This window comes from Marinagarivorans sp., from assembly GCF_982758155.1.
The window spans coordinates 1-16,453 of the sequence record NZ_CEXWTU010000100.1 but is presented as its reverse complement, the minus strand read 5'-3'; the positions used below and the strand labels follow the sequence as shown (position 1 = coordinate 16,453).

The 16,453-nt window shown below is 46.8% G+C and carries 11 protein-coding genes; 3 read left to right on the top strand and 8 right to left on the bottom strand.

The window, feature by feature from the left end; genetic code table 11:
• Both AC3A8L_RS11905 and AC3A8L_RS11900 read left to right on the top strand, forming a co-directional pair.
• Positions 1–224: DUF4974 domain-containing protein (locus tag AC3A8L_RS11905; RefSeq protein WP_487962482.1), on the top strand; the 224-nt coding region annotated here is incomplete at its 5' end.
• Between the two features lie 14 nt (positions 225–238).
• Complete coding sequence (locus AC3A8L_RS11900; protein ID WP_487962481.1) at positions 239–3,409, top strand: TonB-dependent receptor; 3,171 nt, start codon at positions 239–241, stop codon at positions 3,407–3,409.
• Between the two features lies 1 nt (position 3,410).
• Here the strand turns inward: AC3A8L_RS11900 and AC3A8L_RS11895 are convergent, their stop codons facing one another.
• From AC3A8L_RS11895 to ybiA, 4 genes are all read right to left on the bottom strand, one after another.
• A complete protein-coding gene (locus AC3A8L_RS11895; protein ID WP_487962480.1) occupies positions 3,411–4,877 on the bottom strand; it encodes a sigma-54 interaction domain-containing protein in 1,467 nt (488 codons plus the stop codon).
• Between the two features lie 213 nt (positions 4,878–5,090).
• Positions 5,091–6,245, bottom strand: a complete 1,155-nt coding sequence (locus AC3A8L_RS11890) for a patatin-like phospholipase family protein (protein WP_487962479.1) — start codon at positions 6,243–6,245, stop codon at positions 5,091–5,093.
• A gap of 267 nt (positions 6,246–6,512) precedes the next feature.
• Positions 6,513–7,871 carry a DNA repair protein RadA gene (gene radA / locus AC3A8L_RS11885; RefSeq protein WP_487962478.1) on the bottom strand — a complete coding sequence of 453 codons (1,359 nt, stop codon included), beginning with the start codon at positions 7,869–7,871 and terminating at the stop codon, positions 6,513–6,515.
• A 1-nt stretch (position 7,872) separates the two neighbouring features.
• On the bottom strand, positions 7,873–8,361 hold the full coding sequence (gene ybiA, locus AC3A8L_RS11880; RefSeq protein ID WP_487962477.1) for a riboflavin biosynthesis intermediates N-glycosidase: 489 nt from the start codon (positions 8,359–8,361) through the stop codon (positions 7,873–7,875).
• A gap of 191 nt (positions 8,362–8,552) precedes the next feature.
• Between ybiA and tcdA the strand changes: the two genes are divergently transcribed.
• On the top strand, positions 8,553–9,386 hold the full coding sequence (gene tcdA, locus AC3A8L_RS11875; protein WP_487962476.1) for a tRNA cyclic N6-threonylcarbamoyladenosine(37) synthase TcdA: 834 nt from the start codon (positions 8,553–8,555) through the stop codon (positions 9,384–9,386).
• 7 nt (positions 9,387–9,393) lie between these two features.
• Here the strand turns inward: tcdA and AC3A8L_RS11870 are convergent, their stop codons facing one another.
• From AC3A8L_RS11870 to AC3A8L_RS11855, 4 genes are all read right to left on the bottom strand, one after another.
• Positions 9,394–10,230 carry a TatD family hydrolase gene (locus AC3A8L_RS11870; RefSeq protein ID WP_487962475.1) on the bottom strand — a complete coding sequence of 279 codons (837 nt, stop codon included), beginning with the start codon at positions 10,228–10,230 and terminating at the stop codon, positions 9,394–9,396.
• A gap of 74 nt (positions 10,231–10,304) precedes the next feature.
• On the bottom strand, positions 10,305–12,176 hold the full coding sequence (locus AC3A8L_RS11865; protein WP_487962474.1) for a malectin domain-containing carbohydrate-binding protein: 1,872 nt from the start codon (positions 12,174–12,176) through the stop codon (positions 10,305–10,307).
• A gap of 197 nt (positions 12,177–12,373) precedes the next feature.
• Positions 12,374–15,466, bottom strand: a complete 3,093-nt coding sequence (locus tag AC3A8L_RS11860) for an efflux RND transporter permease subunit (protein ID WP_487962473.1) — start codon at positions 15,464–15,466, stop codon at positions 12,374–12,376.
• 18 nt (positions 15,467–15,484) lie between these two features.
• The coding region (locus AC3A8L_RS11855; RefSeq protein ID WP_487962472.1) for an efflux RND transporter periplasmic adaptor subunit at positions 15,485–16,453 on the bottom strand (969 nt) is incomplete at its 5' end.

The following is a 16,453-nucleotide window of genomic DNA, read 5'->3' as shown; positions in this document are numbered from 1 at the left end:
CGATGATAATTTTTAAAGGCGAACCCTTAGAGCAAGTGATTGCTGAGATTGGCCGATATTCGGGCACCCGCTTTACCATTTCATCACCAGCACTTGCCAACAAACGTATTGGGGGATATTTTAAGGCCAATGATGTTGATGCTTTTATTAGCACCTTATCCTCGCAGTTTAACATCAGTGCTCGCACGGACAACGCCGGCATAATTATTCTGACTGAGCGTTAAAGTGCACGGATAACGTGAAAACGCTACGCGCTTTACGCAGCCAAGGACAGCATAATAATCAGGGTCGTCACATTTCATATTATCCAATGATTGCCCTGCTGTACTGCTTTTTTTACTTATTACTAATGAGTCTTCCTGCAGCCGTATTCGCCGCCGAAAAAAACTCCCCCCTCATTGAATTTACCATCCCGCCCAGCACTTTGGATATCGCTCTTAATCGCCTAGCGCTACAAGCCAACATCCCCATAATTTATGATTACGAAAAAATTAAAAGTACCTATGGCCATGCAGTTCTTGGCCTCTACAATATCCAACACGCCTTAACGACATTACTTAAAGACACCCCTTATACCGCCATTAAAAATAACACTGGTATTTTCACGCTAGAAACACGCACTATTCACGCTTCACCAACAGCACCCGAGATTTCACAAAACATTCAAGTAGAAGAAACATTAGTCACGGGGTACCGCTCCAGCTTACGGCGTTCATTAGCCATAAAGCGCCACTACAATGGCATTGTGGACGTGATTCAATCGCAAGATATTGGCAAATTCCCCGATGCCAACGTTGCCGAAGCGCTGCAACGCATTACAGGGGTTGCTATAGAACGCAACGGTGGTGAAGGTCAATTCCTGACTGTAAGAGGATTTGGGCCAGAATTTAATACCACACTGATCAACGGCAGAACCGTCGCCACAGACAACCAAGAGCGTGGCTTCTCTTTTGATATTTTACCTGCAAAATTAATTTCGCAAGCTCATATTCAAAAAACAACCAGCGCAAAAGAGCAAGACGGTAGCATTGGCGCCAACATTCAACTCGTCACCCCCAAGCCTTTCGACTTTATCCATGATGAGAAACCTAGCCATCTTGTGGTTAGCGGGCAAGTAACCCGTAATTCCGTCGCAGAAAAAAACACCACAGAAACGTTTGCTTTGGCCAGCCATAACTGGCAAAAAAAAGACTTAAACATTGGAATACTCGCAGCAATTGTAGACAGTAATCGCAGCAACCTTACTCAAGGGTATTCCACAGAAGGGTTCCGAAACACGGATATACGACAACTCAACTCAGCTCAAAACAATGTCGAAATTATTAATGATGTTTATATTCCTCGCTCGTTTCGCTTATACCAAACAGAAGCTGAGCGAGACCAAACCAGCATTATTTTTGCAGCACAAACGCAATGGTTCAACACCAAAGGCAATACTCTCGAAGCAAGTTTCGACATTCTTTCTACACGCTTTGACGAGCGCGCAACGGTTTCTGGCTTTCAAGCCTATTTTGAAGATACTTTTTTAGATATTACCTTAGACGAAAATAATACGGCTATCGCCTTCGAGCGCGCAGGTAAAGACACCCTAGTCCAACTCACGGATAACATTCGCCAACAATTAGGCGGAAGCCCCCAAGGCAATGACAGCATTCTGGTCGATAAAAGCCGCCCCGTCACAAGCAATATGCTGGGAGTGAACTTTCTTTGGGACAATCAAAACCGAACAACACCTTTTAGCTTAGAGCTTGATTATGCTTTTAGTCGTACCGAAAACCTAACGGGCGGGCGGCCGTTTTCCTCGCAAGGTTTTAGCGCCAATCAAGATGTGACGTGGTCATTGGGTACCGATAAACGAGCGCCCAGCTACAGTTTTGGCGACAGCCAAGTTACCGACCATCCTCTCGCAGCACATTTCTTAGGTCGATTTGGTGGTAATACTAGTGATGAGATTCATGAATTAGAACTTTCCACTGAATGGACACTGGATACAGGCCCAATAAAGACCTTACGCGCAGGTTTACTACAACATGACAGAACCAAACAGTATGTTAGCTGGGAGACGACCTACCCACGCAATTGTGCTTATTGCGGGCGGCACAACGAATTCTCTGCCGAAACATTAGCCGCGATAAATCTAACATTCCCAGAGGTTTTTCAGTTAACAGAAATCACTAACGATTTTGCTGGAGGGTTAAGCACCCAAGCGCCCAACGCTTGGTATCATTACGACTTTGAAACATTAACAACCATTTTAGAAAGCGAAGCCTTCATTAACGCAGGCCCTATCGAACCCAGTATCATTAAAGAACGATTAGGTATAACACATGACTTTAGCGGGATTGGATTTAATGCCGTTGAACTTGAGCGCGCGAGTTACCGCATTAAGGAAGCTGTAACGACAGCCTTCGCACAAATAGATTTAGAAGGATACCTGGGGAACAGTTCTTGGGCTGGTAATATTGGCGCCCGCTACAGCTTTACAGAAACTATGGCACAAGGAACTGTTGCACAAGTGGATTCGATTGTGAGGGCTAATGATGACGATCAGTTGAATATTACTTATTTAGCGGATCAACCTTACACCCAAAAAAATCATTACCACTACATTCTTCCATCCGTGAATTTTTCAATCAGCCCAACACCCTCAACCCAATTTCGGTTTTCTAGTAGCAAAACCATTACGCGCCCAAACCTGAATGATTTAGGCCAAGAAACCAAGCTGCACCCCCGCGCCGGAAGCGCAATACTGTACAAAGGGAATCCTAATTTATTGCCGTTTGAATCGATCAATACCGACTTGGCTTCAGAATGGTACTTTAATGATGAAAGTTTTATTGGCGCTAATCTTTTTTATAAATCGATTAGTCAATTTGTCAGTGCAGGAAGCCAAGAGCACCGTATCGATGGTGTCATTTTTACCAAAATACAACCCACCAACCAAGAGACTGCAACAGCAAAAGGGCTAGAGTTAGCACTTCAGCACACATTTAACAGCGGTTGGGGGCTGCAAACAAATTTCACTTATACCGCAAGCAGTGCCCAATTTTTTATCGACACAACACAGGAAGGAACACAAACATTCGCGATAGAAGGACTATCGCCTAGAAGCTATAACTTTATTGGATTTTATGAAAACACCTATTTTTCGGCAAGGGCTAGTTATAACTGGCGACAAGAATACCTTCGGGCTGTAGTCGGTGCGCAATCACAACCCGAAAGCGTAGAAAGCTACGGTCAACTGGATGTGAACTTTAGCTTCAACATCGCACCTAACATTTCTATTTTTGCACAAGGGACAAATGTGCTTAAAGAAGAAACACGGCTATTTTCTGTTTATAAAAACCGTGTTATTAAAAATGAATATACTGGCGCCCGCTATATACTCGGCATAAACGCCAAATTTTAATTTATCGGCTCATACCATATTTACGCATTTTCTCTACCAGTGTTGTCCGGCGTATTGCCAAACGCTCTGCTGCGCGTGCAACCACACCGCCCGAATCGTCTAACGCCTGCTTGATTAGATTTTGCTCCAAGCCCGTTATATATTCTTTTAAATCAATACCATCTTCAGGCAGCAGCGCTCGGTCACTCATGCTCACAACACTCGGCGTTGCGGCAGTATGCTCCGCATCAACATCAAAATCATCTTCTTCGTTACTATCAACATGGCGATATTTATCCGGCAGATCTTGCGCGCCGACTACACCAAAAGGATGCATAATGGCCATTCGCTCAACAAGGTTGGCCAGCTCGCGAACATTGCCCGGCCACGCGTATTTACATAAACTTAATATGCCTGCCGAATTAAAACGCACTGAACCCCGCTGCTCACTTTCAAGACGCGAAACAAGCTCATTGATTAACAGTGGAATATCTTCGGCGCGCTCTTTCAACGAAGGCATTTGAATAGGAAACACATTCAGGCGGTAATATAAATCTTCTCGAAAACCACCGTCGGCAATCATAGTATCCAAGTTGCGGTGCGTTGCCGCAATAATGCGTACATTGGTATTGAAGGTTTTATTACCTCCCACACGCTCAAACGTTTTCTCCTGCAACACACGTAATATTTTCACTTGCATATGCAATGGCATATCGCCAATTTCATCAAGGAAGAGTGTTCCGCCTTCTGCCATTTCAAAGCGCCCGGCCCTTGAGCTAATCGCTCCCGTAAAGGCGCCCTTTTCATGACCAAATAACTCGCTCTCTAAAAGCTCGCCAGGTATCGCGCCGCAATTCACGGGAACAAATGGCCCCTCTCGTCGGGGCGAATGATAATGTAGATTACGCGCAACCACCTCTTTACCGGTTCCGGATTCGCCTTCGATTAAAACAGTAACGTCAGTATCGGCAACCTGTGCCATCACTTGCCGTACCGCTTGAATTTCTTGACTCGTACCCACTAAGCTTCGAAATAAGTGTACTGGGCGCTGTGAAGGAGCCTGTGACGCATTTGCGTAGGCTTGATTAAAACGCTGAGCACGATGCAAACCATCAACAAAAGTTGAGTAAACGAAAGGATAAGGGAGTTGGGTCAGCACTCGGCGCTTAAGATTGTCGTCCAGCGTCGCGACTTCTTCGTCATAACCTTGGCCTAATGTTAAAACCGCCGTGGCGGAAAAATGCGATTTAATACCCTGCATTTCTTGCTCAAGGTTGGCACAGTGTTGACTAGACGCACTGCTTTGAGTACTGCCAAAAATAATGACCGACAAATTCCCAGGCTGTTTAGCCAGCTCCTGCGCATTGCGCTTCCACTCTGCGTAAGTCAGGGTCGTTAATTGCTCACCCATAAAATGAAAGATTAAGCTTGTCGCTTGCTTAACTTCGGGATTATCTTCGATTAAAAGAACGTAATTTTCGCCCAGCATCAACGTCTACTCCACTTCAGGCAGCCTTGCCACCGATGCACCACGGGTGTGCTTTGTTATTGACAATATCGCTATAGTCATTTGAATTACATAAGTAATAGTCAACAAACCCGCTACAGTCAAATAACTGACGAAAGATTTTAGGATGCCAGAAGAAAAAAGGATGCGTCAAAACGATTTTTAGGAGAAGAAAGAGAAGTATCGCTGCGGTAATTATTCCGAAGGGCGACACGGGTGACTAAAAAAGTCTTCTATCGCTGATTTTTCCCACATAGCATCTTGATAGCCCAATTCCATAAGCTCGTTGCAATATTGGTGGGAGAACAACAAATAACTCGCTACTGATGCACCACCGCCACGCGCTGTGGCGCCAACAGCCCGCATAAAGAAACGCAAACTTTTAGGCAGGTCACGCACTCGGCGCCCTGCTATTTTATCGATAGGCTTGGAAGGTGTAATCACCAAACTTTCAACGGGTCGCAAATTGTAGGTACGCTCACAACGTTCTTTATCGGCAAGCTCCAATAGCATATTGGTACGATTCAAGTGCTCCAAATCCCCCTCAAGGGTGTCAATAAAAGCGCTGTTAAACATTTGACCCAAAATTTGTGCAATGGATGGTGGGTGGTCCAGCGCCCGCTTAGGCTTGAACCAACGAGTTTTCATGGGGTTGTGACTCACACCAATAACAAACATACGGCTCGCGCCCAGATGCAATGCAGGGCTCAGTGGCGCAAGCTGACGCATAGCCCCATCACCAAAAAATTCTTTATTTAGTGGCACTGCGGGAAACACGGCAGGAATGGCCGAAGACGCCAATAAGTGGTCGACCGTTAATATCGACGGCGTTCCTACACGGCGCGCACGGCGCCAACCGCGTAAAGCGGGGTTACCTTGAAAGAAACTCACCGACTCACCCGAGGAATAACCCAGTGCGGTTACGCACACAGCCTCTAGCAAACCCGCATCAACACGATTTTGAATATTATCGAAGGGAATAACACCAGACAATAATTCGCGCAAAGGGCTGTTATCCAGCAACCCTAAAGGTTTCCCTCTCGCTACACCCTGGTGAAATAATGATCCAGCAACCTTGCCTAGGCCCTTAGAGAGGTCGCCCCAACCGGTTTTATAGACTTTCTCGACTTCTAATTCGCGCCAAGTTTGTGCCAAATCACGTGCAGATTGATTAAAGCTTCCCGGATGCGCCGCCATCGCCAATGCGTTAATAGCACCTGCTGATGTGCCACAAATAATCGGGAATGGGTTTTCAAGGCACGGCAAAATCTCGGATAGCGCTAACAGGACTCCAGCTTGATACGCTGCCCGCGCACCACCACCGGATAGAATTAACGCATTTGCAGCCATAGAGGATAGAACCTTTGAGTATTTATCGTTATTTGCCTCGCCCCTTAAGTATGGCTAGCGCTTTCGCCCTTTGCCACATTAGGGGCGGGGCAATAATAGTTTGTCCAATTAGACGAGGGCGCCTGTTTTCTCAACAAGGCGCTCAAAGGGGCGCATGCCGGGGCATGTAACGCTTTGAGCAACGCGGTTGAGGAGGCAGGAGGCAAGTATTATTGGATAAAGTATTTTTTCCTCGGCCCTTAGTTACCCGCAAGACCTTTTGCGACATTAACACAAATGTTCTAACGCCTGAGAAATATGCTTAACGGGTACAATTTCTAAGCCCTTAATCGGCTCCTTCGGGGCATTACTTGCAGGAACTATGGCGCGTTTGAAACCATGCTTGGCGGCTTCGCGCAATCGCTCTTGACCATTGGGAACAGGACGAATCTCCCCGGCTAACCCCACCTCCCCAAAAGCCACTAAATCTTGCGGCAAGGCAAAGTCACGAAAGCTGGAAACCAATGCGAATATCAAAGCCAAATCAGCCGAGGTTTCAACAACTTTAACCCCGCCAACAACATTCACAAAAACATCTTGATCGCCCAACATCAAACCACCGTGCCGGTCGATAACAGCCAGTAACATACTCAAACGGTTCTGGTCTAGCCCCACAGAAACCCGCCGCGGATTGCCCAAATGGCTTTCAGCCACCAAGGCCTGTATTTCGACAAGTAACGGGCGAGTCCCTTCCCACACCACCATCACCGCCGAACCAGACGTTACTTCGTCACTGCGCTGTAAAAAAATCGCCGAAGGGTTTGAGACTTCTTTCATCCCTTGCTCGGTCATGGCAAAAACACCTAATTCATTGACGGCACCAAATCGGTTTTTATGGCCCCGCAAAGTACGAAAACGCGAATCGTGGTCACCCTCCAACATAATCGAGCAATCAATCATATGCTCAAGCACTTTAGGCCCTGCTAGGCTGCCATCCTTCGTGACATGGCCAACCAGAATAAGCACGGCACCACTTTGCTTGGCATAACGCGTTAGGTAGGCCGCGCTTTCGCGTACTTGCGATACGCTGCCCGGCGCCGAGGAAATATCATCCAAATGCATCACCTGAATGGAGTCCACAACCATCAATTGCGGGTTTTCAACTCTGGCTGTATCCACAATGCTTTCGACACGTGTTTCAGAAAAAAGCTTTAACTTATCGGTAGGTAAGCCCAAACGTTGGGCTCGCATAGCCACCTGCTGCAAGGATTCCTCGCCCGTTACATACAAGGCCGTTTTAACAGCGGCTAAATGACATAAAGTTTGAAGGAGTATTGTCGACTTACCCGCACCAGGATGGCCACCTATCAGCACCACCGAACCCGGAACAAACCCACCGCCGAGCACGCGGTCAAACTCCCCCATACCAGAGCTGAAACGCGGTACATCATCTAAGTTAACATCTTTAAGTAGCTGCACCTGCGATGCTTGTCCGCCGGCATAACCCTTAAAGCCATCCTTGCTCGGTTTGCCTAAACGCACCTCTTTTACCGTATTCCACAGCCCGCACTCACTGCACTGGCCCTGCCACTTGCGATAGTCGGCGCCACAGTCGTGACAGACAAAAGCTGATTGTGATTTTGCCACGTTATTCTCCTTGCCCTTGACCTTGCGCCGCTTTCTGGTGCAATTTCTGGCGAATATCCATCCATATTTTACCGAGCTGATTCTCGCCGCGCTGATCGCGACCAATGCCCCAGTAATGTTGATACGCCGAATTCTCAATAATAAGCTGTTCACCGGTTGCCAATAAAGCCTCAGCAACATCGCTGTTTTGAATTGCTTTACTGTAGAGCGCTCGGGTCATCAACGTTTTGCGTGAAGCTTTAAAATCGCCACGTTTGCGGCGCCACCACACATTGCCCAAATGGTATGCCGCTTCCGGGGCAATACTTCCCGCGATACGCTCGGCATAACTGCCACCCGTATATTTTGAGGATTGATAATAATGCTCAGCACTTGGCCAATAACGCTCCTCTAGCTCGAAGCCATGTGAGGAGTGTGTCGACAAATAATGATCAGAATCAAAACGCGAGAATGCAATAGCATCTTCAAGTTCAGTATTGTGGGCAAACATAAACGCTCCTGTGACAGATGCGCGGATAATACCACGCCCGCGTTTGGCGCTAGCCTCAATAACTGAGAACTTAAACGGGAACTTAAAACGAGAGCTTAAAACATGAACTTAAAACGATAGATTCGGCGTAATCCAACTTGCTAAACATTCACAAATCCAGTAAAACCGCCCGTTCAAGTAACGAGGCTCGCATGTCAGAAATCAAACAACCGTCACCCAACCCCCAAACGGCGCTTACCGCTGGCTACCTACAACGCTTTGGCGGCATAGGCCGGCTTTACGGCACTGCTGCATTAGAAGCCTTTAAACAAGCACATATGGTTGTAGTTGGCCTTGGTGGCGTGGGCTCTTGGGTGGCAGAAGCGCTAGCGCGAACAGGCGTAGGCACTTTAACGCTAATAGAGCTAGACGACATTTGCGTAACCAACACGAACCGCCAACTGCACGCTATGAGCTCAAGCGTGGGTAAGCAAAAAAACGCCACCCTCAGCGCTCGTCTTCGCGACATTAACCCCGAAATCACACTGCACACGACCGAAGATTTTTTAACCACTAAAAATATTGCCGAGCACATTAACGAACAACACCATGTCGTGATTGATGCCATTGATTCATCCAGCGTTAAAGCGGCATTAGCCGCGTTTTGCATTCACAAAAAAAAGCGGCTAATTATGGCTGGTTCATCGGGAGGAAAAACCGACCCCAGCCGAATTACCGTCGGCGATCTCGGTATTACAATTGCAGACCCTATGCTTTCAAAAGTGCGTAACATTCTTTTCCGCCACCACAATTTTGAACGCAACAAAAAACGTAAATTTCGAGTGGATGCCATTTATTCCAGCGAACATATGCTTTACCCGCAAAGCGATGGCACCGTATGCGCAAACAAAAAACATTTACAAGAAGGGACTAAACTGGATTGCGCTAACGGCTTTGGCTCCGCCACCATGATTACCGGTAGCTTTGGATTTTTGGCCGCGAGCCAAGCCATCAAACGCTACCTACAAGATCAGGACCTAAAATAAAAATGCCCTACAGCGCAAAAACACGACGCGTATTGGTGTAACAATAGGCAGCCACATCATCAACTGATTCATTGCGTAAGGCTGCCAGCGCCAAAGCGATTATGGGTAAATATTCAGGGCTATTGCGCTCGCCCTGTCGCCCGCTCAAGGGCATATCCGGCGCATCTGTTTCGAGCACTAAAGCTTCGCGCGGCAGCGACTTTATCGCATCGCACGTTTTATTGGCCCGCGGATACGTAATGCTGCCACCCACACCAATGCACAGCCCACGCCTCCAATACTCCATCGCCAACTGAGCGCTACCCGTAAAACCATGCAAAACACCACCTGCCTGCGGCGGGTATTTATCCAGTAATTTAATGAGCTCATTATGCGCTTTACGGCAGTGTAAAATGATTGGCAAACCGAGGTCATTAGCGACTGTTATATGCTCCACCACAATCATTAGCTGAACCTCTAGCGCAACTGTTTTATTGTGGGGTAAGGCTAAATCTAATCCAGTTTCTCCGATTGCGCAGCAGGCCTGAGCCTGGGCAGCAACATGTAACTGCTGCTTAAATTCGAGCAGTCGCACACCCAAAGCGGTACTTTTCGCACCTAACCACTCATCAAACCACCATGGATGTAAGCCAACCCCGTAGAAGATTGAGCCCTCATTTAGTGCCCGAAGCGCACAAGCGACCTCAGCAGCTCTTTGCCACTGATCAACATTGACACCCGGAATAAAAAGGCCCGACACGCCCTTAGCAGACGCTCTCCGCCAAACAGCTGCTCTGTCGCCATCAAACGCAGGGAAATCGAAATGGCAGTGGCTATCAAAAAACTTCAGCGTAGATCTAGACATAAACATCACTATATAACTTTTCTACAGACAAAAAAAATCCCAGCCGAAGCTGGGATTTTTCAAACAGATTAGAACTACATTATATCGCAACCAATTCTTTCAGTTCCAACAGCAATATCATCCATAAAAAACTCATACTGATGATTTTGATAGTTTTGTATTCCAATACTGAAGGTATCTAGCATGCTCGGAACGGGCGTCATCGGAAGCAAGCTACCATCATATTTCACAGCTTGCGGTAAGTTGGTCTTATTAGTCGCAGTACCACCATTACTAAGCGCTACTTCGACGCCATTTTGGTAAAAATGATATTCCTGAGCGTCAGTATCCATAGACCATTCAACACAAACCCATGCGCCGTCGTACTGATTAACATAGGGACCTTCGAGAGATAAGTCATTTGGCTCTGTGTTATACAAATGCTGATAAAAACCATCATCGGTACTGCCGCCAGGAGCAGCCACCATATCGATAAATCTAAATTGCGCTCCGCCGCTCAAGCCTTTTACAAAAGTGGTGTGCGAATAATTTCCAATTGAGCCGGGCTTAGCTGTGTTTTTATAATATAAACGACCCCAATGACTACCCGGAAAATTACTCATTCTCAGATCGCCAGAACCCGATAGTTTAAGTGCACGCGTTCCGGTGAAAGCTTCTTGTCCTTCGACAACATTTACATTACCGGCTTTAGTAAAACCAGCCGGTGTTGCACCAGGAGCCACATCTTCAAAGTCCAAACAAATCAATAAACCAGAGGTATCTGAACAAGAGCGGTCGGCATCAGTTTCATTACCGCCACCATCACCACCGTTACCTTCCGGAATAGATGACTCAGGGCCTTTAATAGTTATCGCAGCTATGTTTGCTTCAGGCATAGAAGGCGTAAATGTAATATCCAAAGTGCCGTCAGAAACTTCAACACCGTTCAATTGAATATCATGTGCAATATCGTGTCCAGCAGCAGCTAATGGATCAAAATCATTAACAAGAATATCGCCCTCAATCTCAACATCAAATTCACGATTACCTGGGTTAACACCATGCCAAGCTTCAATCATGTGTAATGTAATATCGTATTTAGCGGCGGCTAAAGGCAAGCTATAACTAAAAGTGCCATAACGCTCGGTCTGATAAAGCGTGTCATCTTCAGTTTTATCAATAGGATCCATGGTGCTGCCGCCCATGCCTCCAGTAACAAATGATGCGCCAGTATCGGGCTGATAAACCGTGCCGTCTTTAGCAGTATAAGAAGCACGAGCTCCGGCGTTGATGGCATAAACAACTACATTTTCACCACCTGATGCAACCGAACTAGACGAACTTTCAGCCTGACTGCTAGAACTCATAGGCGCTGAAGAGCTAGAAGCTACATCAACTAAACCTTCACACCATTCTGTGTTAGCTGAAAAGCTGTTAATGTATTTCGCGATCTCTTCTCCACGCGTAATACAAGCAGCTTCATCAGATTCGCCAATACAGGTTTTATTGAAGCCAGCTGCCATATTTCCGATTATGTAATCAGCGAGACCTAAGTTCCCCCCGTGAACAATATTATTAGGATCTATATTCGGCGCAATTGAGATATTCGAAGGAAATAAACCAGTGCCTTCGTCATAAGCGCCATGGCAAGTCGAGCAAGCTGCGAACGCCGCAGCACCTGCAGTCACATCAACCGTCGAACAATCAGCCGCCGCTTCACTTGAACTAGCAACTGGCATAGAAGAACTACTCATAACACTTGAAGAGCTGGCTACACTAGAGCTACTAGGCGCCATAGAGCTTGATGACTCCATCGCGGATGACATATCAGAAGACATTGCAGCTTCAGACGAATCTGTAGTTCCTGTCGAAGAACTGGTGCCGCCACCAACACAAGCCGCTAAACTCAGAGAGAGTAAGCCAGCTGAGCCAAATGCTTTAGCAAAAGGGATGAGTTGTTTCTGCATGAATATCTCCACGATTTTTATGATCAGCGCTCAAAGGCACTATTTATGTGTTGGAATTATGTGTTGGAATATCAAGAGTGCAGTGTAAAGAGTTCAAAAAAAAACGCAGCTAACTGATTCACAGTCACTGCGTTTTCGACCTATATTGAGCGGCATATCACACTACAAAAATAATTTCACACTAAGACACCGCTATCTTATGCGAACTCTAACTCTCCCACACCGTTCTTATCACCCTTCAAATCGCGAGCAATCAGCATATAAAGCGATGGAATGATAAACAATGTAAACAATGTGCCAATCGCCATGCCGCCGACCAAAACCAAGCCAATCGAGTTTCGGGCCTCAGCACCTGCACCGGTCACAAGGACCAAGGGGAAGTGACCCGCTACTGTTGCAATCGTTGTCATCAATATAGGACGAAGCCGTGTAGAGGCCGATTCTTTAACAGCAGCTAGCTTCGTCAAACCCTTCTCTTGCATTTTGTTCGCAAACTCAACAACTAGAATGCCGTTTTTCGCAACTAAGCCAATCAGCGTCACCAGCCCCACCTGCGAATAGATATTCAATGTCGTGGTAAAGCCATCGGTCCAAAACGGCACCATCGGGCTCATCATCTTCCAAAAGGTAAAGACCAGAGCGCCAAAAAAGGCCAATGGCACCGAACCAGCCAAAATAACAAGAGGGTCTCTAAAGCTGTTGAACTGAGCGGCTAACACCAAAAATATCAATAAAATGGATAACAGCATGGCAGGTACAAACTTATTACCCTCCCTGCGCAACTGACGCGATTCGCCCGTGTAATCAATCATATAACCCGCCGGCATAATTTTTTCGGCTTCCGCCTCTAAAAAGGCCAAAGCCTCGCCTAACGGCTTAATGGCAACACCACTTAACTTAACCGCATTTAACTGTTGGAAACGATTCAACGAGCGCGGCACTACCTCGCTTTCAAGTGTCGCCATAGCCGCCAATGGCACCAAGCCACCGTCAGGTCCAGAAACATAGATATCCTTAAGCTGTTCAGGCGTTAAACGCTCAGCCCTTTTAATTTGCGGAATAACACGGTAACTGCGACCTTCGATATTGAAACGGTTCACGTAGCCGCCACTCATCATCACAGCAACATCGCGCCCCACTTGCGACATATTAAGCCCCAAATCAGCCACCTTATCGCGATCCAAATTAACGCGCGTTTGCGGCTGATCAATTTTGGTATCAATCATCGGGGGGAAAGCAAACATGCCACTGGCCATTGCTTTTTGTTGCAGCTGCTCGGCAATCTTTAGAATTTCCGCCGGCTCGGCCGTTGAGGCCAAAACAAACTCAACGGGGAAGTCGCCACCACCAGGAAGCGCAGGCGGCGTTACAGGAAACACCCGTAAACCTGGATTTTGATGCAGCATCATTTGCGCTTCAGGCAGAATTTCGAAAACACTTCGCTCTCGCTCATCCCAAGTATCCAGCACCATGCCACTAAAACCACCGGAAGGGAAAATAAGCTGAAAGGTGAAATCGGTTTCAGGAAAGCTACTAAAAACTCGATTGGCCTCCTTCGCGTAGATACTCGCCTGGTCAATAGTGGAGTTCGGTGCGCCTTCAACAATACCGAATATAATCCCTTGATCTTCTGTGGGGGCGAGCTCTTTTGGCGACAAAAGAAACATCGGAATACACAGGAGACTTAAGGTTCCCCAAACAATATAAACAGCAGGCCGCGCGCGCAATGTAGCATCTAACATACGGTTATAACGCAAACGTATGCGCTCAAAGGTTCGGCTAACAAAACCGGCAAAGCCTTTTTCACTTTCATTTTTGCGTAAAAACTTGGCTGACATAATCGGTGATAATGTCAGCGCAACAACACCTGATATTGTTACAGCACCCGCAAGCGTGAATGCAAATTCTTTAAATAGGCTACCCGTTAATCCACCCTGCAAACCAATCGGTAAATAAACGGCAACCAAGGTGGCAGTCATCGCGATAACGGGGCCAACCAGTTCGCGCGCACCCAGCATTGCAGCATCAATTTTACTTTTGCCCGCTGTAATGTGCCGCTCAACATTCTCGACCACCACAATGGCATCATCAACGACCAAACCCACCGAAAGTACAACAGCCAACAAAGTCAACAGGTTGACACTAAAGCCAAATAACTGCATTAAAAAGACAGCGCCAATTAAAGAAACCGGAATCGCAATAACCGGAATAATCACAGAACGCAGAGATCCTAAAAACAAGAAAATCACTAAAATCACAATCGCTAGCGTTTCAATCAAGGTACTTACCACTTCAACAATTGAGCTTTCAATATAACGTGTTGAATCGTAGGCAACGCGAGCCTCCAAGCCTTTTGGCAAGCTTTCTTGCAGAACTTCCATTTCCTCTCGAACAAGCTTAATAACTTCCAGCCAGTTCGCGTTGGGCAAGGGCCAAATGCCCATAAAAATCGCCGTCTGGCCTGAATAAGCCACTTCAAGATCATAATAATCAGAACCCAGTTCAACATCAGCAATATCACGTAAACGGACAATGGCGCCGCCCTCATTACGCAATACCAACTGCTCAAACTCTTCGACTGTCTTTAAATCCGTATTTGCCGCGAGGTTAACCTGAACAAAGTTACCCTTAGTAGACCCGAGTGCGGCTAAATAATTATTCGCCGCTAAAGCTTGATGAACTTCAGCGGGCGCAATATTGTAAGCCGCCATATTGTCGGGCTTTAACCAAACACGCATCGCATAATTACGAGCACCCAATATCTCAGCGCGCTGCACTCCCTCAATAGCCGACAAACGCGGCTGAACCACACGGGTTAAAAAGTCTGTGATTTGATTATCACGTAAAATATCCGATGAGAAGCTCAAGTACGCAGCTGCAACTGTGGAGTCTGCGGACTCTACATTAATCACGGGAACTTCAGATTCTGGCGGCAAATCGCCGCGCACCTGGTTAACCTTTGAGGTAATCTCAGAAAGCGCTTTAATCGGATCGTAATTTAGCTCCAAGCGCACCTTGATAGTAGACATGCCCTGCTTGCTTTCGGATTGAATATAATCGATGCCGTCAGCGCCTGAAATTGCACGTTCCATAGGCGTTGTAATAAAGCCACGTACCAGTTCAGCACTGGCCCCTACATATGCTGTGGTAACTGTAACCACAGCATTATCGTTACGCGGATATTGACGAATACTTAGCGAACTGATTGCCTGAAGCCCAGCAATAACAATCACCAAGTTAATCACAATTGCCAAGACCGGTTTGCGCACAAAAATATCAGTAAAACTCATAACCACACTCCCCTTGCGCTATCGATCGACAGGATTTGGATTTTTTTCATAGTCCAAAACCACATCATTATTCACCGCCACAGGGTCGCCATTGCGTAACTTAAATAACCCGGCCGTTGCTACAACTGTATTTTCAGAAATACCTTTAAGTATTTCCACAAAATCGCCACGCGATGCACCTAGCTGCACAAATTGCTGCGTTGCGATCAATTTCTTATCGCCGCCTTCGGTCGCCTCCTCGTTTAATAGAAAGACCGAATCACCATAAGTGGCATAACGCACCGCCGTAGCGGGTACAGCAATCACCTCACGCTGCTCTGGCAATACAACCACCAGCGAAGCAAACATCCCCGGCAATAAACGCTCATTATCGTTATCGAGTAATGCCTGCACCAAAACATTGCGCGAAAGCGGATTCACTTCAGGGTTAATTGCGGTAATTTTTCCGGTATAAATATACCCAGGAACAGCATCCGTTTTCAAACGAACACTTAGGCCCAACTTAATCACCGCTAAATCTTGCTGCGGCAGGTTGAAGTTAACCAGCATAGAATCAGCGGTTTGGAGCGACACTATCGCTTCGCCCTTCTGAATATCTTGCCCCAAATTTACCTTTCGAATCCCTAAACGCCCAGAGAATGGAGCCCTGATACTTTTCTTGGCAATAGCCACCTCAACGTTTTCGACCTGCGCTTGCGCCGCCTTATATTCCGCATCAGATGCATCGTACTGTGATTGCGATACCACGCGCTTAGCCAGCAACTCTTTAGAGCGTGATAAATTGGCCTTAGCCAAAGCTAGGCTTGCTTGCGCTGCACGCAATTGCGCTTTTTCAGCATCCACATTTTGCTGCAGCAACAAATCACCCTTGGCTACTTCAGCGCCCGAGGTAAACTGAATTTTATCGACACGGCCCGAAAAATCAGCGGTTAAGGTGACTCCTCGTACAGCCTCCATCGAGCCAACTGAGCGCAGCGTCTGCTCCCA

Excerpts from the sequence above, each read along its gene's own strand:
- ybiA (WP_487962477.1), bottom strand. The coding sequence starts at position 8,361 with ATGTTTGCCCACAATACTGAACTTGAAGATGCTATTGCATTCTCGCGT.
- AC3A8L_RS11865 (WP_487962474.1), bottom strand. The coding sequence starts at position 12,176 with ATGCAGAAACAACTCATCCCTTTTGCTAAAGCATTTGGCTCAGCTGGC.
- AC3A8L_RS11890 (WP_487962479.1), bottom strand. The coding sequence starts at position 6,245 with ATGGCTGCAAATGCGTTAATTCTATCCGGTGGTGGTGCGCGGGCAGCG.
- AC3A8L_RS11895 (WP_487962480.1), bottom strand. The coding sequence starts at position 4,877 with ATGCTGGGCGAAAATTACGTTCTTTTAATCGAAGATAATCCCGAAGTT.
- AC3A8L_RS11860 (WP_487962473.1), bottom strand. The coding sequence starts at position 15,466 with ATGAGTTTTACTGATATTTTTGTGCGCAAACCGGTCTTGGCAATTGTG.
- tcdA (WP_487962476.1), top strand. The coding sequence starts at position 8,553 with ATGTCAGAAATCAAACAACCGTCACCCAACCCCCAAACGGCGCTTACC.
- AC3A8L_RS11870 (WP_487962475.1), bottom strand. The coding sequence starts at position 10,230 with ATGTCTAGATCTACGCTGAAGTTTTTTGATAGCCACTGCCATTTCGAT.